This window comes from Streptomyces sp. CA-294286 (assembly GCF_050947155.1).
In the GTDB taxonomy this organism is placed as follows: domain Bacteria; phylum Actinomycetota; class Actinomycetes; order Streptomycetales; family Streptomycetaceae; genus Streptomyces.
In genome coordinates, this window is sequence record NZ_CP192005.1 from 3,196,134 (window position 1) to 3,216,643 (window position 20,510).

The 20,510-nt window shown below is 73.2% G+C and carries 17 protein-coding genes and 1 tRNA gene; 8 read left to right on the top strand and 10 right to left on the bottom strand.

The features are described 5' to 3' along the window. Window positions 1-142 precede the first annotated feature (142 nt). On the top strand, window positions 143-1,867 hold the full coding sequence (locus ACQPZG_RS18995; RefSeq protein ID WP_433546926.1) for a DoxX family membrane protein: 1,725 nt from the start codon (window positions 143-145) through the stop codon (window positions 1,865-1,867). A gap of 438 nt (window positions 1,868-2,305) precedes the next feature. On the opposite strand, the gene ACQPZG_RS19000 is transcribed toward ACQPZG_RS18995, so the two are convergent. From ACQPZG_RS19000 to ACQPZG_RS19010, 3 genes are all read right to left on the bottom strand, one after another. Next, window positions 2,306-3,037, bottom strand: a complete 732-nt coding sequence (locus ACQPZG_RS19000) for a nucleotidyltransferase family protein (RefSeq protein ID WP_433546927.1) — start codon at window positions 3,035-3,037, stop codon at window positions 2,306-2,308. Between the two features lie 72 nt (window positions 3,038-3,109). Next, complete coding sequence (locus tag ACQPZG_RS19005; RefSeq protein WP_185029371.1) at window positions 3,110-3,526, bottom strand: hypothetical protein; 417 nt, start codon at window positions 3,524-3,526, stop codon at window positions 3,110-3,112. A 244-nt stretch (window positions 3,527-3,770) separates the two neighbouring features. After that, window positions 3,771-4,910 (bottom strand): ABC transporter ATP-binding protein, encoded by a 1,140-nt coding sequence (locus ACQPZG_RS19010; protein WP_433546928.1) that lies wholly within the window; start codon window positions 4,908-4,910, stop codon window positions 3,771-3,773. Window positions 4,911-5,120: 210 nt separating this feature from the next. Here ACQPZG_RS19010 and ACQPZG_RS19015 point away from each other — a divergent pair. Further along, window positions 5,121-5,197: transfer RNA gene (locus ACQPZG_RS19015), tRNA-Thr, on the top strand. A gap of 67 nt (window positions 5,198-5,264) precedes the next feature. Here the strand turns inward: ACQPZG_RS19015 and ACQPZG_RS19020 are convergent. Next, entirely contained in the window at window positions 5,265-6,668 is a 1,404-nt protein-coding gene (locus ACQPZG_RS19020; RefSeq protein WP_433546929.1) for an NAD(P)/FAD-dependent oxidoreductase, read from the bottom strand. A 149-nt stretch (window positions 6,669-6,817) separates the two neighbouring features. Here ACQPZG_RS19020 and ACQPZG_RS19025 point away from each other — a divergent pair, with 149 nt between their 5' ends. Then, window positions 6,818-7,843 (top strand): hypothetical protein, encoded by a 1,026-nt coding sequence (locus ACQPZG_RS19025; RefSeq protein WP_433546930.1) that lies wholly within the window; start codon window positions 6,818-6,820, stop codon window positions 7,841-7,843. An 87-nt stretch (window positions 7,844-7,930) separates the two neighbouring features. On the opposite strand, the gene ACQPZG_RS19030 is transcribed toward ACQPZG_RS19025, so the two are convergent. Next, entirely contained in the window at window positions 7,931-8,647 is a 717-nt protein-coding gene (locus tag ACQPZG_RS19030) for a rhomboid-like protein (protein WP_433546931.1), read from the bottom strand. A gap of 670 nt (window positions 8,648-9,317) precedes the next feature. Here ACQPZG_RS19030 and ACQPZG_RS19035 point away from each other — a divergent pair. Then, window positions 9,318-10,301 (top strand): aminoglycoside phosphotransferase family protein, encoded by a 984-nt coding sequence (locus ACQPZG_RS19035; protein ID WP_433546932.1) that lies wholly within the window; start codon window positions 9,318-9,320, stop codon window positions 10,299-10,301. Further along, complete coding sequence (locus tag ACQPZG_RS19040) at window positions 10,298-10,771, top strand: N-acetyltransferase family protein (protein ID WP_433546933.1); 474 nt, start codon at window positions 10,298-10,300, stop codon at window positions 10,769-10,771. The genes ACQPZG_RS19035 and ACQPZG_RS19040 overlap by 4 nt, the downstream gene beginning before the upstream one ends. A gap of 303 nt (window positions 10,772-11,074) precedes the next feature. On the opposite strand, the gene ACQPZG_RS19045 is transcribed toward ACQPZG_RS19040, so the two are convergent. Next, window positions 11,075-12,088, bottom strand: coding sequence for a zinc-binding dehydrogenase (locus tag ACQPZG_RS19045; RefSeq protein WP_433546934.1), 1,014 nt, complete (start codon window positions 12,086-12,088; stop codon window positions 11,075-11,077). Between the two features lie 55 nt (window positions 12,089-12,143). Then, complete coding sequence (locus tag ACQPZG_RS19050; protein WP_433546935.1) at window positions 12,144-13,385, bottom strand: NAD(P)-binding protein; 1,242 nt, start codon at window positions 13,383-13,385, stop codon at window positions 12,144-12,146. 304 nt (window positions 13,386-13,689) lie between these two features. Here ACQPZG_RS19050 and ACQPZG_RS19055 point away from each other — a divergent pair, with 304 nt between their 5' ends. After that, window positions 13,690-14,367 (top strand): pentapeptide repeat-containing protein, encoded by a 678-nt coding sequence (locus ACQPZG_RS19055; RefSeq protein ID WP_433546936.1) that lies wholly within the window; start codon window positions 13,690-13,692, stop codon window positions 14,365-14,367. A gap of 437 nt (window positions 14,368-14,804) precedes the next feature. On the opposite strand, the gene ACQPZG_RS19060 is transcribed toward ACQPZG_RS19055, so the two are convergent. Genes ACQPZG_RS19060 through ACQPZG_RS19070 form a run of 3 tightly spaced genes read right to left on the bottom strand, consistent with a single transcriptional unit; the run spans window position 14,805 to window position 17,130 of the window. Further along, window positions 14,805-15,308 carry a hypothetical protein gene (locus ACQPZG_RS19060; protein WP_433549462.1) on the bottom strand — a complete coding sequence of 168 codons (504 nt, stop codon included), beginning with the start codon at window positions 15,306-15,308 and terminating at the stop codon, window positions 14,805-14,807. 26 nt (window positions 15,309-15,334) lie between these two features. Further along, window positions 15,335-15,967, bottom strand: a complete 633-nt coding sequence (locus ACQPZG_RS19065) for a response regulator (RefSeq protein ID WP_433546937.1) — start codon at window positions 15,965-15,967, stop codon at window positions 15,335-15,337. Further along, window positions 15,964-17,130 carry a sensor histidine kinase gene (locus tag ACQPZG_RS19070; protein ID WP_433549463.1) on the bottom strand — a complete coding sequence of 389 codons (1,167 nt, stop codon included), beginning with the start codon at window positions 17,128-17,130 and terminating at the stop codon, window positions 15,964-15,966. Before ACQPZG_RS19070 ends, ACQPZG_RS19065 begins: the two co-directional genes overlap by 4 nt. 818 nt (window positions 17,131-17,948) lie before the next feature. Here ACQPZG_RS19070 and ACQPZG_RS19075 point away from each other — a divergent pair. Together ACQPZG_RS19075 and ACQPZG_RS19080 are read left to right on the top strand one after the other, a co-directional pair. After that, a complete protein-coding gene (locus tag ACQPZG_RS19075; RefSeq protein WP_433546938.1) occupies window positions 17,949-18,506 on the top strand; it encodes a GlcG/HbpS family heme-binding protein in 558 nt (185 codons plus the stop codon). Between the two features lie 438 nt (window positions 18,507-18,944). Continuing rightward, window positions 18,945-20,357, top strand: a complete 1,413-nt coding sequence (locus ACQPZG_RS19080) for a M1 family metallopeptidase (protein ID WP_433546939.1) — start codon at window positions 18,945-18,947, stop codon at window positions 20,355-20,357. Window positions 20,358-20,510 lie beyond the last annotated feature (153 nt).

Genomic DNA, 20,510 nt, shown 5'->3' on the forward strand with positions numbered 1-20,510 from the left:
AGGGGCCCCGGATTCGTCCGGGGCCCCTTCCGCGCGTCGCCCCGCGTTGACCTGCGACGTCCTGGAGGACGCCCCGATTTGACGGGTCTCGGACAGATCGGCTGCGTCAAGGCAGTGTCCTAACCACACGTCACTCGGTTAGATGAGTGTGGACACCAGAACACCCGGGTTCGACGATCAGCCCGCCCTGAGCATGGTCAAGGTGCCCTGCGACCCGGCGCAGGTCATCGTCAACCACGCCAGCTTCCGCGTGCAGCTCGCCCCGACCAGGAGCGCGCGCCCCACCGTGGTGCGGGGTGCTCTGGACCGGACGGCGATGATTCCGGCATTGAGCGGAGCGGGGGTGGGAGCCGGGGCGGCCGTCGGAGCGGCAGCGGCAGGCGCCGCCGCCGGACGCCGCCGGGCCCCCGTCGTGTGGTCGGGCAAGTCCGAGCCGGGCGACCCCGGCGCGGGCGGGCTCCTCCAGGCGGTGCGCGGCACGACGGACACCGACCCGCGCTCCGACGGCCTCGACGCAGACCTCGACACGGGCGCGACCCAGCTCATCCCGCGCATCGGCAGCCCCGCACACGCCCCCGACGACACCATGCAGACCCCCGTGGTCGACGGCGGGCAGGGCGGCGCTCCGCCCACCCGCATGGTGCCCCGGCTGCGACAGGCGGAGGGCGCGTACGACACGTACGAGACCGACGAGGAGCCGTACGACGACGAGGAGCTGACCGACGGTCAGCAGAAGGCCGACGCGCGCGCCCGGCACTCCTTCTACCCCGACCGGCGCATGAACCTCGGCGTGGTGCTGCTGCCGCTGCGCGTCTTCCTCGGCCTCATCTCCGTCTACGCGGGCATGGGCAAGCTCTGCGATCCCGTCTTCTTCGACGGCGGCGAACGCGGCTCCATGGTCAAGTGGCTCAACTCGCTGCACCCGTGGGCGCTCGCCGAGCCACTGCGGGACTTCGCCCTCCAGCACCCCGTCGGCGCGGGACTCAGCGTGGCGTTCCTCCAGGTCGTCGTCGGCGTGCTGACGATCCTGGGCCTGTGGCAGCGGGTCGCCGGAGTCATCGGGGCGCTCCTGTCGGCGGCGCTGCTGCTGACCGTGAGCTGGAAGTCCGTACCGGCCTACGACGCCCCGGACATCATCTACCTCGCCGCCTGGTCGCCGCTGGTCATCGCGGGCGCCCCGGTGTACTCGCTGGACTCCCGGCTCGCGGGCGAGGCATGGCGGACGCTGGGCCCGCGCAGCGAGGTGTGGGAGCTGCGGCGACGCGTGCTGCGGCGCGGCTTCCTGATGGTGGCGCTCGTCGTCGGCCTGACGCTGCTGGTCGGCTCGGTGCTCGGCGGGGCGGTCCGGTCGGCCGAGGTCGTCGTGCCGGGCCCCGAGGACGACCCGGTCAACCACCTGCCCGGCCGTCCGCTCGCCACCGAACCAGGCGCCGTGCGCACCAGCGAGGGCCCGCGCAGGCAGGCCCCCTCGCCTGCGGCCACCGGCTCGGTGCGGCCGTCCGTCCGGCCCAGCGCCTCCGGCACCCCGCGTGCCACGAGCACGGCCGGTGCGGGCACCACGGCCGGCCCCAGCCAGTCCACCTCGGGCTCCACCGGCCGCGCCCCCACCCGTGACACCGCCCCGGCGGCGACCACGGGCGGCGGCGCCCCCACGGCCACCGCGGGGCCGACGACCAGCGGCGGCGGAAGCACCGGCGGAAACAGCGACGACGCCGAGCCCGGCGGAAGTTCGACGGGCGGCGGCTCCACCTCGGGGGGCTCCGGCTCGGGCGGCTCGGGCTCCGGCGGGTCCGGCTCCGGTGGTTCCGGGTCCGGCGGCTCGGGCAGCGGAGGCAACCCGCGGGTGATCGGCGGCCTGCTCGGCTGAGCGCCACCCGCGCAACGGCGGAAGGGCCCGGCGTCTCGACGCCGGGCCCTTCCGCGTGCGTGCCGGAGGCCGCGGGCCGGTGCGCGGCAGGCGTGCGCGCGGCAGAGCGGACACGCGCGAGCGGGCGGCGGCCGGTGCGGTGTGTACGGCGGACCGTCCGTCGGCGCACGGCGCACGGCGCGCGGCGCGCGGCGCACGGCGCACGGCGCACGGCGCACGGCGCCTGCGTGCATCGGCGTGGCCTGCGGCGGCGTACGGAAGGACCCTGGGCGGCGGCCAGCGGAGGGGCCCTGCGGCGGCGTACGGCAGGGCCCGGGGCGGTGGCCTGCGACAGGACCCGAGGCGGCGGCCTGCGACAGCACCTGCGGCGGCCCAGGGCCCGCGGCGGCCCAGCACCTGCGGCTGCCCAGCGGTGCGGCGGCCTGGGGCTCAGGGCGCTCAGCGGCTCTGTGCCGCGAGTTCCTTGGCCGCTTCGGTCAGGTCCTTCGCGGTGTCGATGGCGCGCCAGTACGCACCCTGGGGCAGCGGGAAGCCGGCCAGGCTGCGGGCGCGGGCCAGCCGCGGGAAGGTGGTGCGCTCGTGGTCGCCCAGATCGGGCAGCAGGCCGGTGAAGGCCGCGGAGAAGACGTACACGCCCGCGTTGATGAGGTACGGGGACGGCGGCGACTCGACGAAGTCGGTGACGTTGCCGAACGCGTCCGTCTCGACGGCTCCCCACGGGATGCGGGGGCGTGCCAGGGCGAGGGTGGCGGTGGCGTCGCGCTCGGCGTGGAAGGCGGCCATCTCGCGCAGCGAGAACCGGGTCCAGATGTCCCCGTTGGTGGCGTACCAGGGTTGGTCGGGGTGCGGGAGGTGCTGGGCGGCGTACTTGAGGCCGCCGCCTCGGCCCAGGGGCTCCGTCTCGACGACCGTCGTGACGCGCAGGGGGAGTTGGGCGGTGTTCTCGTGCAGCCAGTCCTGGAGGACCTCGGCGAGGTGCCCGCAGGAGACGACGGCGTCAGTGACGCCCTCCTCGGCCAGCCAGGAAAGCTGATGGCCGATGATCGGAGTCCCGGTTCCGGGAATCTCGACCATCGGCTTGGGGCGGTCGTCGGTGTACGGACGCAGTCGCGAGCCCTGGCCGCCGGCCAGGACGACGGCCTGCGTGGGCGTCGTGGAAAGGGGGGTCATGCGAGGGACGATATGCGGCGCGCGGGGCGCAGCGGGTCACGGGCAGGGCCCTCGCTCCTCGCGTCGGGGCACTCAGTTGTGGTGCTGTGCGACGCCGGACGCGAAGGACGTGTCGCAGACGGGCCGCGAGAACGACTGCGCGCGGGTGGGCCCGTAGTGCGTGACGGCGGCACGGCCGAGCGCACGGGCGATCTCCATGCAGTGCTTGGCGAGGGAGGGGCGGCGCTCGACCTCGCGCTGGAGGTGCGTGAGCGCCGTGCCGGGGTCCTTTTCCTGAAGTTCCACCAGGAGCCGGTCGCGCAGAATATCCTGCGGGGCACGGGACTTGGCCTGACTGGAGACGCCCTGCGAGGACGCGGTCAGCATCTGGGACTCGGGAGTGCCGGCCACCCACGGGACGCGGGTGACGGCGAGGGTCCCGGAGAGGACCAGGACGACAGGCAGGACGAGGGCGAGAGTTCGGCCGATGCGGCGGGCTGAGTGAGTCACGCGAGTGAGCGTAGCTGCCGGTGACGATTTGGCGACATTCCGTCACCCTCACGGGGGATGGTTCGATGCTCCTTTTCGAATCCCGTGTTGACGTAGAGGGATCGAAATGCCCTCTGTGCCGGGGTATTTGTCGACAGCGCGGATTGCTGTGGACATGGATGTGCGGGCAAGAGCGGTGGGCCGCGGGCGGACGTGCGAGGGGCCCCGCACCGGAGTGCGGGGCCCCTCGGTGGATCCGGTGTCCTCAGTCGCTGAGGCGCTCGCCCGTCTTCGTGGAGAAGACGTGCAGCTCGCCCGGACGCGGAACGACGTGCAGCTCGGTGCCCTTGTCCGGGACGGCGCGGCCGTTGACCCGTACGACCAGGTCCTTGTGCTCGCCGCCGACCTCGGCGGAGCCGTAGACGTAACCGTCGGCGCCGAGTTCCTCGACGACGTTGACGCGGACGGCCAGACCGGCCGGGGCGTCGCTGCTGTTCTTCGACAGCGACTTGGCGGCCTCGCCGCCGCCCAGTTCGACGATGTCGAAGTGCTCGGGGCGGACGCCGACGTGGACGGTGGTGTCGCCCTTGTCGGCGGCGGCGGACAGCGCCTCGCGGCTGACCGGCACCACGCTGTTGCCGAACTTCACGCCGCCGTCGGTGATCGGGACCTCGATCAGGTTCATGGCCGGGGAGCCGATGAAGCCGGCGACGAAGAGGTTGGCGGGACGGTCGTACATGTTGCGCGGCGAGTCCACCTGCTGCAACAGGCCGTCCTTCAGCACGGCCACCCGGTCGCCCATGGTCATGGCCTCGACCTGGTCGTGCGTGACGTACACCGTGGTGATGCCCAGGCGGCGCTGGAGGCTCGCGATCTGCGTACGGGTGGAGACGCGGAGCTTGGCGTCCAGGTTCGACAGCGGCTCGTCCATGAGGAAGACCTGCGGCTCGCGGACGATGGCGCGCCCCATGGCGACACGCTGTCGCTGACCGCCGGAGAGGGCCTTCGGCTTGCGGTCCAGGTACTCGGTGAGGTCGAGGATCTTCGCGGCCTCTTCGACCTTCTTGCGGATCTCGGCCTTGTTCACGCCGGCGATCTTCAGGGCGAAGCCCATGTTGTCGGCGACGGACATGTGCGGGTACAGCGCGTAGTTCTGGAACACCATGGCGATGTCCCGGTCCTTCGGCGGCAGGTGCGTGACGTCGCGGTCGCCGATGCGGATCGCGCCGCCGTTGACGTCCTCAAGACCCGCGAGCATGCGCAGGGAGGTCGACTTTCCGCAGCCGGAAGGACCGACGAGGACGAGGAACTCGCCGTCCTCGATGTCGATCTCCAGCTGGTCGACGGCGGGCTTGGTCGAGCCCGGGTAGATCCGGGTCGCCTTGTCGAACGTGACAGTAGCCATGGTGCAGCGTCTCCTTCACCGGCAGGAACGTGCCGGACGATCCGTTGTAAGGGAGTGAGGTGAAGTGGTCTGGTCCAGTGCGGACGACCAGGGGTGACGGTACCCGGGGGCCGGGGATCTGTCAGTAGTTCCCGCTCGGCCAATCCGTGGGACGGGTGCGCAAAACCGCTGTCCGTGCCGGCGGCCGGTCCGGTTAGACTGCTGCCACACGCCTCCTTAGCTCAGCTGGCCAGAGCAACGCACTTGTAATGCGTAGGTCATCGGTTCGAATCCGATAGGGGGCTCCAGCAGGGGAAACGCCCCGCACGGCTGCCGTGCGGGGCGTTTTCTGTTGCGAATCCGACGGGGAAGGGCTCAGCGGCCCGCGATCCGGTCCGCGAACGTGGCGAGGGGATGCGTGCCGGTGGTGCGGCCCGACAGTTCGCGGCGGTCGGCCTCGCGGTAGGCGGCGTACATGCCCTGGACGCCGAGCCAGCGGAAGGGCTCGGGCTCCCACTTGCGGACCTTGTGGTTGACCCAGGGCAGGGCGGTCAGATCGGTGGGGCCGCCCTGCCCGGAGTCCTGGAGGACGAGGTCGCGGAGGGTGCGGGCGGCGAGGTTGGCGGTGGCGACGCCGGAGCCCACGTAGCCGCCCGCCCAGCCGAGCCCGGTGGAGCGGTCGAGCGTGACGGTGGAGCACCAGTCGCGGGGGACGCCGAGAACGCCGGACCAGGCGTGGGCGACGCGAGTGCCCGCGAGGGTGGGGAAGAAGCGCACGAGCAGTTCGCGCAGGGCTTCGACGGTGGCGGCCGGGGTGCGGCCGTCGTTGTCGGTCCTGGAGCCGTAGCGGTACGGGACGCCCCGGCCGCCGAGGGCGATGCGGTCGTCCGCGGTGCGCTGCGCGTACATGTACGCGTGGGCCATGTCGCCGAGGGTTTCGCGGCCGGTCCAGCCGATGGTCGCCCAGCGGTCGGCGGGGATCGGCTCGGTGACGATCATCGAGCTGTTCATGGGGAGCCAGGAGCGCTTCTGGCCCTTGAGGTTCGCGGTGAAACCCTCGGTGCAGCGCAGGACGTACGGGGCGCGGACGGTGCCGTACGGGGTGCGGGCGTGCTTGGGGGTGATCTCGGTGACGGGGGTGGACTCGTGGATCGTCACGCCGAGGGCCTCGACGGTGTCGGCGAGGCCCTGGACGAGCTTCGCCGGGTGCAGGCGGGCCCCGTGCGGGGTCCAGGTGGAGCCGACGGCGCCGGTGACGCGGACGCGGGCGGCGGTGTCGCGGGCGCCGAGGAGCAGGCGGTCCTTCTCGCCGAAGGCGAGTTCGGCGGCGTGGAAGTCCCGGAGGCGTCCCCACTGCGCCGGTGTGCGGGCGACTTCGAGGACGCCCCCGCGGTGGATGTCGGCGTCGATGCCCTCGGCCGCAGCGGTGTCGATCACCTCCGTGACGGTGTCGTTCATCGCCTGCTGGAGGCGGACGGCGGCCTCCTTGCCGTGCCGGCGGGCGTAGCGGTCGCGGCCGGCGATGCCGTGGTAGAGCCAGCCGCCGTTGCGGCCGGAGGCTCCGTAACCGCAGAACTTGGCCTCCAGCACGGTGATCCGGAGGAACGGTACGGCCTTCTTGAGGTAGTACGCCGTCCACAGGCCGGTGTAGCCGCCGCCGACGATGCAGAGGTCGGCGGTGGTGTCGCCGGGGAGGGGCTCGCGGGGGGCGGGTACGCCCTCGGCGGCGTACCAGAAGGAGATGCCCCCGTTGGTGGTGCCGGGGTTCGGCTCGCGCATGCTGACCTTCGTCCTGTGTCGCGTCGTGGCTGCTCAGGGGTGGTGCCGGGACGCTAGCGGGCGGAGCAGGGGTACGGCAATGGGCGGTTCGTCGGGTGGGCGGGGCGGGTTCTGCGCGACTTGTCGGGGGGTGGGGCGTTGGACGGGGCATGAGGACAGATCTGTTTCTGCCGCCGCAGCCGGCGCCGTCGTACGTTCCCGCGCCCTTCGAGGGGCTGGTCCTGAGGTCGGAGCGGGTGGTGCGGGTCGGTGACCACCGGTGGTCCGCGTGGGTGGGCGCCGACCAGCTGGTGGACCGGGAGTGGGAGGGCGGCCGGCGCGGCTACCTCCCGGACAGCGAGGCCAACGCCGAGCTGACGGAACTGCTCTGGCAGCGTCACTGGGACTTCGGAGTGGTGGGGTCCCTGGCGCTGGGCGCGGCGGAGGTCCGGGTGCTGCGGACCGGGGTGCGGGGACCGGGGACCGTACAGGTGGAAGCGCCCGAAGTGCTGGACGGGGTGCAGCGGCTGGGAGTGCTGCGGTGCGCGGTCGAGGACGGCTTCCCCCGGGACTGCCTGGAGCGGGCGCTGGTCCGGGTGGAACTGGTGACGGGGCCGGCGGTCGAGACCCTGCGGGGGGAGCTGGACGCGGAGGACCGCCGCCGCAACCCGGCCACCGCCCAGGACGAGCTGATCCGGGACCCGAACCTGCTGCGGGTGATGCGGCAGTTCCGGGCGGACGGGGTGCGGTTCGCCGTACGGCGGGGCGAGGTGCGCGAGCCGTACGACACGGAGGGGGACGGGCGGTGCGTGACGGTGGAGGAGGCGACGTCGGCGCTGGCGTGCCTGGCCCCCGGCGCCAGACTGGAGGTGGCGCACGCGGCAGCCGGCGCGGCGGGCCGGGAGCGGCTGTGGGCGGACCGCGGCGGAGAGGCATACCGGGCGGTGTTCAACGACGGCACGCAGGCCCTGGGGGTGCTGCGCGCGGTGGAGATCGCGCGTCGCGTGCGGGGCGTGGTGGCACGGATGGGACGGGGGAAGCGTTACGGGCACGCCCATCTGTGGCGTGACGTACCCCAGTTGGTGGTGTGGACGGTGGGACGGCAGTTGCCCTTGGTGGATCTGCACAAGGAGGCACGAGGTCCGGGGGCGGTGGGCTGGGACCTGCTGGTGCAGGAGCGCGCCTGGAGGGGCTGACGGTGGGAGTGGCCGAAGGGTTGCGGACGGCGTACGAGACGATCCGGCCGACGGGGGAGAGCGGGCGGCGGCTGCGGCACGAGGCCGTCAGGGGGCTGGCGTTCTGGGAGGAACTGCTGGACGCGTACGGCTCGTACGGAGACGCCGCGGCCCTGGATTCCTTGTGAGCGGGTAGCAGGCGAGGCCGATGAGCACGGCGCTGAAGTGACCGATGTCGGTGAACGTGCGGCCGTTGACGAGGGGCAGCGCGTAGAAGGTGAGGACGCCGAACAGGTAGACGTACCGCCAGGGGGAGGGGATGCGGTACGTGAGGACGGCGACGACCCCGGCAAGGGCGTAACTCACTCCCACATCCAGGGTGTTGACCGATTCGGGCTGTGCGATGCCGTGCCGGATCGCCCAGCCGAGGACGCCTTCGCCGAGGTACGTGGCGCCGATGTGCGCGGCGGCGACGACGGCGAACCAGCGGAGGGTGCCGAGCCGGCGTTCGGCGGGGGCGTGGAAGACGGAGTAGAGGAAGGCGTAGAGCAGCCAGGTGCGCCAGGTCCCGCCGTCGAGCCACAGGGCGGAGGTGACGAGGACGCGGACCGGGTGCTCGGACAGGTGGTGGATGTTGGTCGATCTCCGACGGAGGAAGTCGTCGGTGAGGGCGGGGTCCATGTGGTGCAGGACGACGGTGGTGAGAAAGAGGACGGCGAGCCAGATGTAGGTGCCGGGAGCGGTGCGGAGGAGGGCAAGCACGGCTCTGAAGGGGGTGGGGGTGACGCCGAGGGGGGTGTGAGGAGAGGAGAGGGGGCGGGGCATGGGGTGATTGTGGAGGCGCGGGGTGGTGAGACGGCGGGGGCCGCGCCGGGGGCGGGGGTGGGGTGGTGAGACGGCGGGGGTGCGTTAAGGGTGGGGGCGATGTGGCGGCGGGGCCACGCGCCGGGGGTGCGGGGTGGTGAGGCGGTGGGGTCGCGTGGGGAGTGGTCGGCGGCGGGTCGGACCGGGGGCGGGGACGATGCGGTGGCGGGGGCGATCCGAGTGTGGGGGTGTGGGCGATGTGGCGGCGGGGTCACGCGCCGGGGGTGCGGGGTGGTGAGGTGGTGGGGCTGCGTTGGGGCCACGCGCCGGGGGTGGGGCGCGGGGGAGTCGGGTGTGGTGAGGCGGTGGGGCTGCGTCGGAGGTGGGCCGGGACGGGGCGGGGGTGCAGCGGGGGTGTGGTAGCCCGTCGGGCTGACGGTCCGACTGGTTCGGCCCGCCCGGCGTTCGGGGGCGCGCGTCAGCCCTCGTACGCGGCGCGCAAGGCAGCGCTCCCTCGCGCCGCCGTTTCCACGAGTTCCACGAGCGCGATCCGTCGGAGCCGTCCGTCCAGCACAGTGGGACCCGTACATCCGGAACAGCGGAACCGGGCCAGGGGTACGGGGGAGCCCGGTCGGCCCCGCACGGCGACGGTTCCCGCCCGATTCGCGCGCCGAAGAGGAGTCGTACGAGAGTGCAGCAGCCGAACCCGGTGAACGTCCCCGCAGGACTCCTGGAGTCGCAGGTCCGGTGGAACGGGGAGGCGGGCCGCGCCTGGGCCGAAGCGCTGCCCGGCCGGGCCGCCGAGTATCTGGCGCGCTGGGGGCTGCGCCGCGACGGTCCCGCTCTGCACGGGGCGGTGGCGCTCGTGCTGCCCGTGCTGCGGGAGACGGACGGACTGCCCGCCGCCCTGAAGTTCCAGCTCCAGGAGGAGGAGAACGCGGGGGAGGCCGACGCACTGCGGGCCTGGGGCGGCCGACGGGCGGTCGCGTTGCTGGACGCCGACGACACCACCGGCACCCTGCTCCTGGAACGGCTCGACGAGCACCGGTCGCTGGGGTGTGCGGCGGGCGCGGTGGAGGGGGTCCAGGTGATCGCCGAACTGCTGGCCGAGCTGACCGCGCGCCCGGCCCCGCCCGGCCTGCGCCGCCTCGGCGACCTCACCGACGCCATGCTGGACGCCGTGCCGGAGCTGCTTCCGGGCTTGGCGGACCCGGCGCAGCGCACGCTGTTGGGGCGGTGTGCGTCGGCTCTGCGCGAGGTGGCGGACGAGCCCGGTGACCGGTTGCTGCACTGGGACCTGCACGGGGAGAACGTCCTCGCGCCGAGGGAGGACTCGCCGAGGGCGGCTTCCCGGGGCGAGGGGCCCGGAGGGACGGCTTCGGAGGCAATGCCTTCCGGGAGGGCGGAGCAGTGGGTCGCCATCGACCCCAAGCCGCTCGCGGGAGACCCGGGCTTCGACCTTTTCCCCGCACTGTGGAACCGCTTCCGGGCCGATGAGGTGCTGCACCGTTTCGACCTGATGACCGAGGTGATGGCCCTGGACCGGCGGCGGGCCGCCGCCTGGACGCTGGGGCGGGTGACGCAGGGCAGCTTGTGGGAGCTGGCTCGGGGGGAAGCCCGGATGCCGGACACCCATGCGGTGATCGCGGAGGCACTGCTTACGCTGCGGACATGATTCGCAGAGCTGTGGAGAGCGACGTTCCGGAAATCTTCGCGATGGTCAGGGAACTCGCGGAGTACGAGAGAGCGTTGGACGAAGTGCGAGCGGACGAGGAGCACTTGCGGGAGGCGCTCTTCGGGCAGAGCCCGGCGGCGTTCGCGCACATCGCGGAGGGAGAGGCGGGGGAGGTTGTCGGATTCGCGCTGTGGTTCCTGAACTTCTCCACCTGGCGGGGAGTGCACGGGATCTACCTGGAGGACCTGTACGTACGGCCGTCCGCGCGCGGCGGCGGGTACGGCAAGGCCCTGCTCACCCAGCTCGCCCGCACCTGTGTGGAGCGCGGGTACGAGCGGCTCGAATGGTCGGTGCTCAAGTGGAACAGGCCGTCCATCGACTTCTACGAGGCGCTGGGCGCGCGTCCGCAGGAGGAATGGGACGTGTACCGGCTGACGGACGACGCGCTCAAGCAGCTGGGGACTGCGTAGGCGGGCGCGAAGCACTGGGAGTGGTGGTACGGCGGGGCGGGGAGTGGGGTCGCCGGGTGCGGGGGTGTGGCCGCGCGGTGTGGAACGAGGGGGTGTGTGGCCGCGCGGTACGGGAGGCGAGGTCGGGGGGCGGTGTGGGTGCGGGGTTTGACCGCGCGGTATGGAGTGAGGGTGTGCGGCCGCGCGGTACGGGAGGCAGGTCGTCGGGTGGTGTGGGTGCGGGAGTGTGGCCGCGCGGTCGTGGGGCGGGGGTGCGGGGGTGTGGGGGTGTGGCCGCGCGGTCGTGGGGCGGGGCTCGGGTGCTCAGGGCTCCAGGACGACCTTGCCGACCGTGTTCCTGTTCTCCAGGTCGTGGTGGGCTCGGGCGGCCTCCGCGAGGGGGTAGCGCTGTACGGCGGGGCGCAGGCGGCCCTCGGCGGCCAGGGCGAGGGCGCGGGTCTCCAGGGTGCGGATCGGGTCGTCGCCGCCTGCCTTCCGGAGCATGAGCGGGCCGAGGACGGATTGTGAGGTGATGCCCCGTTCGGCGAGTTCGGCGTCGGTGAAGGTGAGGGGCTCGCCGTCCAGCGGACCCTTGTCGGACCAGCCGAAGACGAGGTGCTCGCCGCCCGGGGCGAGGAGGTCCACGGCGGCACGGCCGGTGTCGCCGCCGACCGAGTCGAACACGGTCGTCGCGCCGCCCAGGCCGCGCTCGGCGAGGTGGGCGCAGACCTTGTCCGGCCAGCCGGGCTGCGTGTAGTCGACGGCCAGGTCGGCGCCGTTGGCTGCCACGAGGGCGGTTTTCGCGGGGCCGCCGGCCAGGCCGATGACGGTGCCGCCCGCGTTCTTCACGGACTGGACGAGGAGCGTGCCGATGCCGCCCGCGGCGGCCGGGACGAGGGCGACGGTGTCGGCGGTGATCTCGGTGAACAGGAGGATGCCGAGGGTGGTGCGGCCGGTGCCGATCATGGCGATGGCCTCGGCGTCGGACAGGGCGTCGGGGACGGGATGGAGGCGGGCGGCGTCGGTGACGGCGAGCTCGGCGTAGCCGCCGGGGTTCATTCCGAGGTGGGCGACGACCCGCCTGCCGAGCCAGGACGGGTCGGTGTCCTCGCCGAGGGCCTCCACGGTGCCGGCGACCTCGCGCCCGGGAGTGGTGGGGAGTTCGACGGGGGCGGGGAACGGGCCCTGCATGCCCTGACGCAGGGCCGCGTCCAGGAGGTGCACGCCGGCTGCGGTGACTGCTATCCGGACCTGACCGGGGCCGGGACGGGGGTTCTCGGTCTCCTCGTAGCGGAGGTTCTCGGCAGGGCCGAAGGCGTGGAGGCGGATCGCGTGCATGGTCAACTCCCCTGCTCAGGCGATGTCTTCGCCGTACAGGGACCACTCTCCGACCTCAAGCGTGCTTGAGGTCAAGGCCGGCGTCCCGTGTGCCGGGGCGTGCCGCGCGGAGGGCCAGCGAGACGGCCTCCGGGGCGCTGTTGAACGACACCTCGGCGAGCAGGCCGGGGGCCGCGACCTGGTCGCCCGCCAGGTAGACGCCGTTGCCGCGATCGATGGCGGGACGGTCGCGCCAGGTGGTGCCGGGCAGGTCCACCGCGCCGGTGCGGCCCGCGGCCAGGGCTTCGGTGCGGTGGGTGACGCGGTCGCGCCAGTGGGGGAAACCGAGGTCGAGAAGGCGTTCGGCGCGCGCGATGCCGTCGGCCTTCGACCCGGCCGGAGCCACCGGGAACTGGGCCTGGACGAGCTGTTCGCCGGGTGGGGCGAGCGTCGGGTCCTGGGCGGTGAAGCGTTCGATCCAGCCGGGAGCATCCAGGTCGGACACGATGAACGCGTCGCCGCGTCGGGTGCGCAGCCCCAGGTCGAGGAGCGCGGTGCGGCCGCTGTCCCAGGTGAGAGAGCGATCGTCGAGGAGGCCGCGGGCGGCGGGCAGCGAGGTCGCGACGATCACCGGGCCGTGGGCGGCGGCGGAGGAGACGTCGGAGGCGGAGAGGCGCGAGTCCGTCTCGATGCGCACCCCGAGGTCGCGGGCGCGGGAGCCGAGCCGCTCCACGACCGAACTCCAGCCCCCAAGAGGGTACTTGGCCTCGGGTGGCATGGTCAGGACCCGGTGCAGGCGCTCCTGTACGAAGCGGGCGGAGAGGGCGCCGGGGTCGTGGTGGAACACGGCGACGCCGAGGGAGTTCGCCGCGTACCGGGCGTGCCGTTCGCCGATGCGGGACGTCGCCCAGGTCAGGAAGTCGATGTCGACGGGGGCTTCGGCACCCTGTGTGCGGCCGAGCCGCAGGGCGGGGAGGGGCGGCATGCAGTGGAGGGAACCGGAGCGGTGGAAACGGGTGCGGGCGGCTGCCCGGAAGGGGACGGCAGCGGCCGGGCCGATCAGGTCACGCTGCTGGAGCCAGGTCCACAGGGGACCGCGCGAGTAGAGGGCGTGCGGGCCCTCGTTGGCCTTGTACGGGCCGGTGGTGGTGCGGGCACGACCGCCGAGCGTGTGGTGCGACTCGTGGAGACGGACCCGGGTGTGACCGGACTCTGCGGCGGTGACGGCTGTGACCAGACCGGCGAGCCCACCGCCGACGACGGTGACGGTGCCGGGAGCGGGAGCGGGGACGGGGGTGGGGGCGGGGCGCGGGTTCATGGTGGGTGCCTCCCTGGGGCTGGGGCGGTGATGCCTTCGGGAGTGGTGACGGACGAGGGGCGGTGCGGTGTGACATCGGGTGGCATGGTGCGACCGGTGGCGGGTTTCCCGGGGCCACCAGGGGCTTCCGGAAGCTCTCCGCCGCAGGGAGCGGGGGCGGATTGTCCGGTGCGCGGGTGCGCGGGTGCGCGGGTGCGCGGGCGCGTCGGCGCGCCTGTGGGCTGCGCCTGTGGGTCTGTGGCCGGTGGCCGGTGGCCGGGGCGGGCTGGGAGGGATTGTCAGTGGGGTGGGGCAGCATGGCCGTATGGCTCGTGTGGCGAAGAAGAACCAGGTCCCGGCGGTACGGCGTCCCGAGGTACGGCTGCCTGAGCTGATGCCCTTCGAGGACGGCGTGTTGGAGTCGGAGGGCGACTACGACGCGCTGGAGTTCAGGGAACTCGACCTCGCGGGCCAGGAGGGGCGGGGCGCGCGCTTCATGGACTGTGGGCTGTACGGGGTGGCGCTGGACGAGACGCGGCTGGGCCGGGCGCGGTTCATGGACTGTGTACTGGAGGGCGTGCGCGGCGTCGGTACGCAGCTCGCGGAGGCGTCGCTGCGGGACGTGGAGATCGTCGACGCGCGGCTGGGCGGGACGCAGATGCACGGGTCGGCGCTGGAGCGGGTGGTGGTGCGGGGCGGAAAGATCGATTACCTGAACCTGCGGAAGTCGAAGCTGGTGGACGTCCTCTTCGAGGGGTGTGTGCTGGTCGAACCGGACTTCGGGGACGCGGTTCTCACGCGGGTGGAGTTCCGGGACTGCGTACTGAAGGGCACGGACTTCAGCGGGACGACGATGCGGGACGTGGACCTTCGGACGGTCGCGGAGCTGGGGATCGCGCGGGGCGTGGAGAGGCTGCGGGGCGCGGTGATCAGCCCCCCGCAGATGCTGGACCTGGCTCCGGTGTTCGCGGCGGCGATGGGGGTGCGGGTGGAGGGGGCGTAGCGGGTACGGCGGGAATCGCGCCGTGCAGCGGACGGGTGTGCGACGTGCCCCCGGTCGTACGCGGGGCTCGCCCGCCGGTCGTGGCCGCGACCTGTGCACCGGACGGGCTCTGCACCGGGCGGGCTCTGCACCGGGCGGACGCGGGTCTCGCCTGCCGGGCGGGCCTGTGACGCGTGTATCGGGCGGGGTTGTGTTTTGTTGGCCCGTCGGGGTCGCGGCCTGTGCACCGGGTGGGCCTGGGTCCAGCCCGTCGGTCGGGCCTGTGACTCGTGTATCGGGTGGGTTTGGGTTTTGCTCGCCGGTTGGGGTCGCGGCCTGTGTGCCGGGTGGGCCTGGGTCCAGCCCGTCGGTAGGGCCTGTGACTCGTGCACCGGGCGAGTCCGGGTCCTGTCCGCCGGGCGAGGGCGAGACCCGTGCGCCCGGCGGGCCCGCCTCGCTCAGTTCTCGATGCGCGGGTACTTCGCCTGGAGCGTCCACAGGGCCGGGTTGTCGGCCAGGCCGTCGTGCATGTCGGTGAGGTCGGCGATCAGGTCGTGGAGGAAGTCCCGGGCCTCGCGGCGCAGAAGACGGTGGCCGAAGGTGAGCGGGGCCTCCTCGACCGGCATCCAGTCCGCCTCCACGTCCACCCAGCCGAAACGGCGCTCGAAGAGCATCCGGTCCGTGGACTCGGTGAAGTCGATCTCCGCGTACTGCCGGTGCGCCGAGCGGCTGCCGCGCGGGTCCTGGTCGAGCTGTTCCACGATGTCGCACAGCGCCCACGCGAAGTCCAGCACCGGAACCCATCCCCAGGCTGTGGACACCTCCCGGTCCGCCTTGGTGTCCGCGAGGTACACGTCCCCGCAGAACAGGTCGTGCCGCAGTGACCGGACGTCCGCGCGGCGGTAGTCCGTCTGCGGAGGGTCGGGGAAACGGCGGGAGAGGGAGTAACCGATGTCGAGCACGTAGCCGATGGTCGCACGGCAGCCGTTCACGGCAGCAGTCGCTGTTCCTTCGCCACCGCCACCGCGCCCGCCCGCGTGTCCACACCGAGCTTGGCGTAGATGCGCCCCAGGTGGGTCTTGACCGTCGCCTCGCTGATGAACAGCGCGCGGGCGATCTCGCGGTTTCCGAGGCCGTGGGCCAGCTGGGCGAGGATCTCCGACTCGCGGTCGGTGAGAGCGGGCCGGCCCGCGCCGCGCAGCTGAGCCATCACCCGGCTGGCGACCGGCGGGGAGAGGGCCGTGCGGCCCTGGGCGGCGGAGCGGATCGCCGCGAAGAGCTCTTCGGGGCGTTCGGCCTTCAGCAGGTACCCGGTGGCGCCCGCCGCGATGGCACGGGTGATGTCGGCGTCCGTGTCGTACGTGGTGAGGACGAGGACGTGCGGACCGGTGCCCGCGATGCGGCGGGTGGCTTCGACGCCGTCGATGCCGTCGCCGAGCTGGAGGTCCATGAGGACCACGTTGGGGCGGAGTTTGGCGGCCGTGGCGACCGCCTCCTCGCCGGTTCCGGCCTCGCCCACGACCTCGATGTCCGGTTCGCTGGAGAGCAGGGCGAGCAGGCCCGCCCGTACGACCAGGTGGTCGTCGCAGAGCAGGACGCGTACGGGGGCACGGGTCGTCACGGGGCGGGCTCCAGGGGGATCGCGAGCGGAATCGCGGCGGACAGGACGGTGCCCTCGCCGGGTGCCGACTCGACGGCGAGGGTGCCGCCGAGTTGCTGGACCCGGGCACGCATCGCGGGCAGGCCGTGCCCGCGCACACCGGTCGGGCCCGGCAGCGTACCGGTGTCGAAGCCCCGGCCGTCGTCGGCGATGTCGAGGACCACCTGATCGTCCAGGTAGGTCAGCGTGAGGGCGGTGGTGCTCGCGTGCGCGTGTTCGCGCACGTTGGCGAGGGCGCCCTGGGCGATGCGGAGCAGAGCGGACTGGACGCGGTCCGGGAGGGGAGTGGCCGGGGCCGTGCCGTCGACGCGGAGGCGGGCGCTCTCGCGGGCGGCGACCGTGCGCAGGGCCTCTTCCAGTCCGCCGCCGCGCGCCCCCGCCTCGGCGAGGTCGGCGGGGGCGAGGTCGTGGACGAAGCGGCGGGCCTCGGCGAGGTTGCGTTCCGCGATGGAGGTGGCGGTACGGACGTGCCGCCGGGCGGTGGCGGGGTCCGCGTCCCAGGTCCGGTCGGCGGCCTGGAGCAGCATCTGCTGGCTGGACAGGCCCTGGGCGAGGGTGTCGTGGATCTCCATGGAGAGCCGCTGGCGTTCGGCGAGGGTGCCCGCGCGGCGCTCGGTCGCGGCCAGTTCGCGCCGGGTGCGCAGGAGATCGTCGATGAGGGTGCGCTGACGTGCGGCCTGACGCTGCATGTGGACGAAGGTGGCGGCAGCGACTGCGGCCACGGCGGGCGTGCCCAGCACGATCGTGGGGTCGAGGCCGCCGGTGGAGAGCTGGAGCTGCGCGGTGACGACGAAACCGGTGAGGAGCGTGACGAGGGCGAGGGCCGTACGGGTGGGGAGGGTGCGCAGGGCGAGGTAGAAGAGGGGGACGGCGCACCAGGCGAAGCTCGGCGCGAGCACGACCAGGAACGCCCAGACGAGAAGGACGGCGGCGAGACGCAGGCGCGGGCGGGAAGCGGCGGGCCCGTCGGCGCTCCGGGCCGGACCCACGACGTACAGCAGCACGTGCAGGGCGGCGAGGGTGACGCTCAGACCGATGATCCACGGGGTGCGGGGCTCGCCGGGGTGCCGCAGCAGGAAGCGGACCAGGGACGCGCCGAGGAGGACGAAGAACGCCGCGTGCATGACGACGGCGAGCCGACGCGTGTCCGGGTCGTCCGGCGGGGCCGGAGAGCGGTGGATGTCGTCCTGGGTCAAGGGGGGCGCTCCGCGTGGGGGAGGAGGGGGCGGGGAGGGAAGTCGGGCGCGGGGTGAGCCAAGGAGGCGAGGGCGGGGGTGCGAGTCCGGGGAGGCACGAGTCCAGGGGTACGGGGGGTGCGTGTCGAGGCTGGGGTACGGGGTGTGTGTGCGGGGCTTGGGGTCTGGGGTGCGGGCCCGGGGTCTGGGGTGTGGATCCGGGGTACGGGGTGCGGATCCGGGGTCTGGGGTGCGGGCCCTCCCGGTGCTCGGGACCGGGACCGGGGCAGTGCGTGGGTTCGGCGTGCGCGGTCCGGGCCGGGGGCTGCGCTGCCCGTCCCACCGTACGAAGCGCCCCTGATCAGCGCACACGTCACCACCCGAGCGGCGCGCACGTGCCCACTTTGATCAGCACGCACGTGCCCATCCGAGCAGTGCGTACGTGCCCACCCCGAGCGGTGCCCACGTGCCCATCCGAGCAGTGCGTACGTAACCGCCTTGAGCGGCGCAAACGAACCCACCGAGTGACGCGCACGCACCCACCTTGAGCAGCACGTACGTACCCACCCTCACCCGCCGGGAGCACCCCCGCATCAGCCGATCGGTTGACCCGGGGATCAGCCGCACGGCCAGCCGGGGCCAGCCGCTGTACCGACCGTACGGGGCCGGTTCCGCGCCCAGCATGGAAGCAGAACGAAACCGGCGCCCTGCCGGTCCGGCCCCTGCGAACACCTCCGGGCCGTCCGACGACTCTACGGAGCCACCCCATGCGCAAGCTCTCCCTCCGCACCCGTGTCCTCACCGGTTCCGCCGTCCTCGCCGCCCTCGGCGCGGGCACCTTCGGCGCGGTGAGCGCCAGTGCCGCCGCCCCGGCCGCCGAGACCCGCGCCGCCGTCAAGGCCGACACCGCGAACCGCAACCTCCAGCAGTCCACCCACCTGACCGTGTCCGCCGCCACCAAGGCCGCCGAGGCCGTGCTGGACGCCGCGAAGAAGGAGAACCAGCGCGTCTCCGTCGCCGTCGTCGACCGCAACGGCAACACCATCGTCTCCCTGCGCGGCGACGGCGCCGGCCCGCAGTCGCCCGAGTCGGCCGTGAAGAAGGGCTACACCGCCGTCTCCTGGAACGCCCCCACCTCCGAACTGGTCAAGCGGCTCGCCCAGGCCCCGAACCTGAAGGACATCCCCGGCACCCTCTTCCTCGGGGGTGGCGCTCCGGTGCAGGTCAAGGGCGCCCCGGTGGCGGGCATCGGTGTCGCGGGCGCGCCCAGCGGCGACCTGGACGAGAAGTTCGCGCAGGCGGGCGTGGCGTCGCTGGCGAAGTAGGTCCCGCCCCGGAGCGCCCCCGGGACTGCCCCCAAGATCGCCCGGGATCGGGATCGGGTCACCGTCCCTCCGTACGGACACGGGGAGAAGCCCGGCGGAGGGGAGGGCACGGTGTACTGGCGCGAAGAAGAGGGCGGGGAGGCCGGGGAAGAGACTTCCGCGCCTCCCGCCCCGGCGGATCACGCCGCGTAGGATCGCCGGATGCCCTCCGCCGGCCCCCACGAGGCCCGTACCGCCCGCACCCTCCGCGTTACCCGTCTCCTCGGACCGGCCCGCACGCCCGGCGCCCTCGGTCGACCGGCCCCCACGCCCGGTACCACCCGCCGCCCGGCCCTGGTCCCCCGTACCGCAGGGGCGGTCCGGGGCCCCCGTACCGCAGGTTCGGTCCGAGCGGCCCGGCGTCGCGGGTCTGCCCGTGCTCGTGCGGTCCTCTCCGCCGTGGCCGCGCTGCTCCTGGTGGCCGCCGCTTCCGGCTGCACGGCCGGGGCGCCCGGTGCCGTCACCGGTTCCCCGGGTGCGCACGGGCTGCGCGACCGGCTCTTCCCGAAGCTGGGCAACGGAGGCTACGACGTCTCGCACTACGCCCTGGACCTGGAGTACGACCCGGCCGCCCACCGGCTCAAGGGCGTCGCGGAGATCACGGCACGGGCGACGCAGGAACTCAGCGCGTTCAGCCTCGACCTGGCCGGGCTGAAGGTCGACGGCGCGACGGTCGAGGGCCGGAAGGCGGCGGTGAACCGGGCCGGCAACGAACTGACGCTCCGGCCGAAGCGGGACCTGCGGAAGGGCGAGACGTTCCGGACGGTCGTCCGGTACTCCGGGACCCCGGCCCGGATCACCAACGCCGACACCGACCAGGAGGGCTGGCTGCGCGCCGAGGACGGCAAGGTGTCCATCGCGGTCGGCCAGCCGTCGGGGTCCATGACCTGGTTCCCGGGCAACAACCACCCGTCGGACAAGGCGACGTACGACATCAAGGTCACCGTCCCCGAGGGCCAGACCGCCCTCAGCAACGGCGAGTTGCGGAACGCCCCGACGGTGCGGGCCGGTCGTGTCACCTACGACTGGCGCATGCGCGAGCCGATGGCGAGCTACCTGGCGATGCTGGCGGTGGGGAAGTTCGAGGTGATGCGGGCGACGGCCCCCGCCGAACTGGACGCGGAGGAGGAGAACGCCGTACGGACCGTCCCGGTGTACGCGGCGGCCGAGGAGTCGATGGACGGGCCGAGCGCCCGACTCCGTGGCCGCATCCCGGAGATGATGGAGTGGTGCGTCCTGAACTTCGGGCCGTACCCCTTCTCGTCCGTCGGGTCGGTCGTCGCGCGGGACGGCGACGTCGGCTACGCGCTGGAGACCCAGACCAAGCCGGTGTACGGGGGGATGGAAAGCTTCGAGTCCGCACAGTTGCACGAACTCGCCCACCAGTGGTTCGGCAACTCGGTGTCGCCGAAGACCTGGAGCGACATGTGGCTCAACGAGGGCTTCGCGGAGTACGCGGAGTGGATGTACACGGAGGACCACGGCGGCGAGAGTGCCCGGAAGCGGTTCGAGAGGGAGTTCGCCCAAGGCGCCAACTGGGCTTTTCCGCCCAGCAGTCCGCCGGACCCGAGCCGTATCTCCGACGCCCCCGTGTACAAGCGCGGCGCCATGGTCCTGCACAGGATCCGGCAGGCGGTAGGCGACGAACCCTTCCTCGGCATCGTGCAGGGCTGGGCCGCCGACCACCGCCACGGCAACGCCTCCACGGCGGACTTCACGGCGTACGTCGACGACGCGACGGACGAGGACCTGTCGGACATCTGGAAGGTCTGGCTGCACGGCGACGACAAACCGGCGACTCCCGCCGGATGACCGTCGACGGCGGGGCATGACGGGAGGACCGGCCGGCCTCCACCTCGCCCGCTCTCGCGTCCTCCGAAACGCCCACGCGTGCCCCGTGCCCCGTGGCGTGCCGGCATGAAGCTCGACGACCCTTCCGGGCAGCGGCAGCGGCAGGGGCAGGGG

What these genes read in the sequence shown, in the direction of transcription:
- ACQPZG_RS19055 (WP_433546936.1), top strand. Translation starts at nt 13,690, where the DNA reads ATGGCTCGTGTGGCGAAGAAGAACCAGGTCCCGGCGGTACGGCGTCCC.
- ACQPZG_RS19020 (WP_433546929.1), bottom strand. Translation starts at nt 6,668, where the DNA reads ATGCGCGAGCCGAACCCCGGCACCACCAACGGGGGCATCTCCTTCTGG.
- ACQPZG_RS19000 (WP_433546927.1), bottom strand. Translation starts at nt 3,037, where the DNA reads ATGACCCCCCTTTCCACGACGCCCACGCAGGCCGTCGTCCTGGCCGGC.
- ACQPZG_RS19045 (WP_433546934.1), bottom strand. Translation starts at nt 12,088, where the DNA reads ATGCACGCGATCCGCCTCCACGCCTTCGGCCCTGCCGAGAACCTCCGC.
- ACQPZG_RS19040 (WP_433546933.1), top strand. Translation starts at nt 10,298, where the DNA reads ATGATTCGCAGAGCTGTGGAGAGCGACGTTCCGGAAATCTTCGCGATG.
- ACQPZG_RS18995 (WP_433546926.1), top strand. Translation starts at nt 143, where the DNA reads ATGAGTGTGGACACCAGAACACCCGGGTTCGACGATCAGCCCGCCCTG.
- ACQPZG_RS19070 (WP_433549463.1), bottom strand. Translation starts at nt 17,130, where the DNA reads ATGCACGCGGCGTTCTTCGTCCTCCTCGGCGCGTCCCTGGTCCGCTTC.
- ACQPZG_RS19025 (WP_433546930.1), top strand. Translation starts at nt 6,818, where the DNA reads ATGAGGACAGATCTGTTTCTGCCGCCGCAGCCGGCGCCGTCGTACGTT.
- ACQPZG_RS19050 (WP_433546935.1), bottom strand. Translation starts at nt 13,385, where the DNA reads ATGAACCCGCGCCCCGCCCCCACCCCCGTCCCCGCTCCCGCTCCCGGC.
- ACQPZG_RS19030 (WP_433546931.1), bottom strand. Translation starts at nt 8,647, where the DNA reads ATGCCCCGCCCCCTCTCCTCTCCTCACACCCCCCTCGGCGTCACCCCC.
- ACQPZG_RS19075 (WP_433546938.1), top strand. Translation starts at nt 17,949, where the DNA reads ATGCGCAAGCTCTCCCTCCGCACCCGTGTCCTCACCGGTTCCGCCGTC.
- ACQPZG_RS19010 (WP_433546928.1), bottom strand. Translation starts at nt 4,910, where the DNA reads ATGGCTACTGTCACGTTCGACAAGGCGACCCGGATCTACCCGGGCTCG.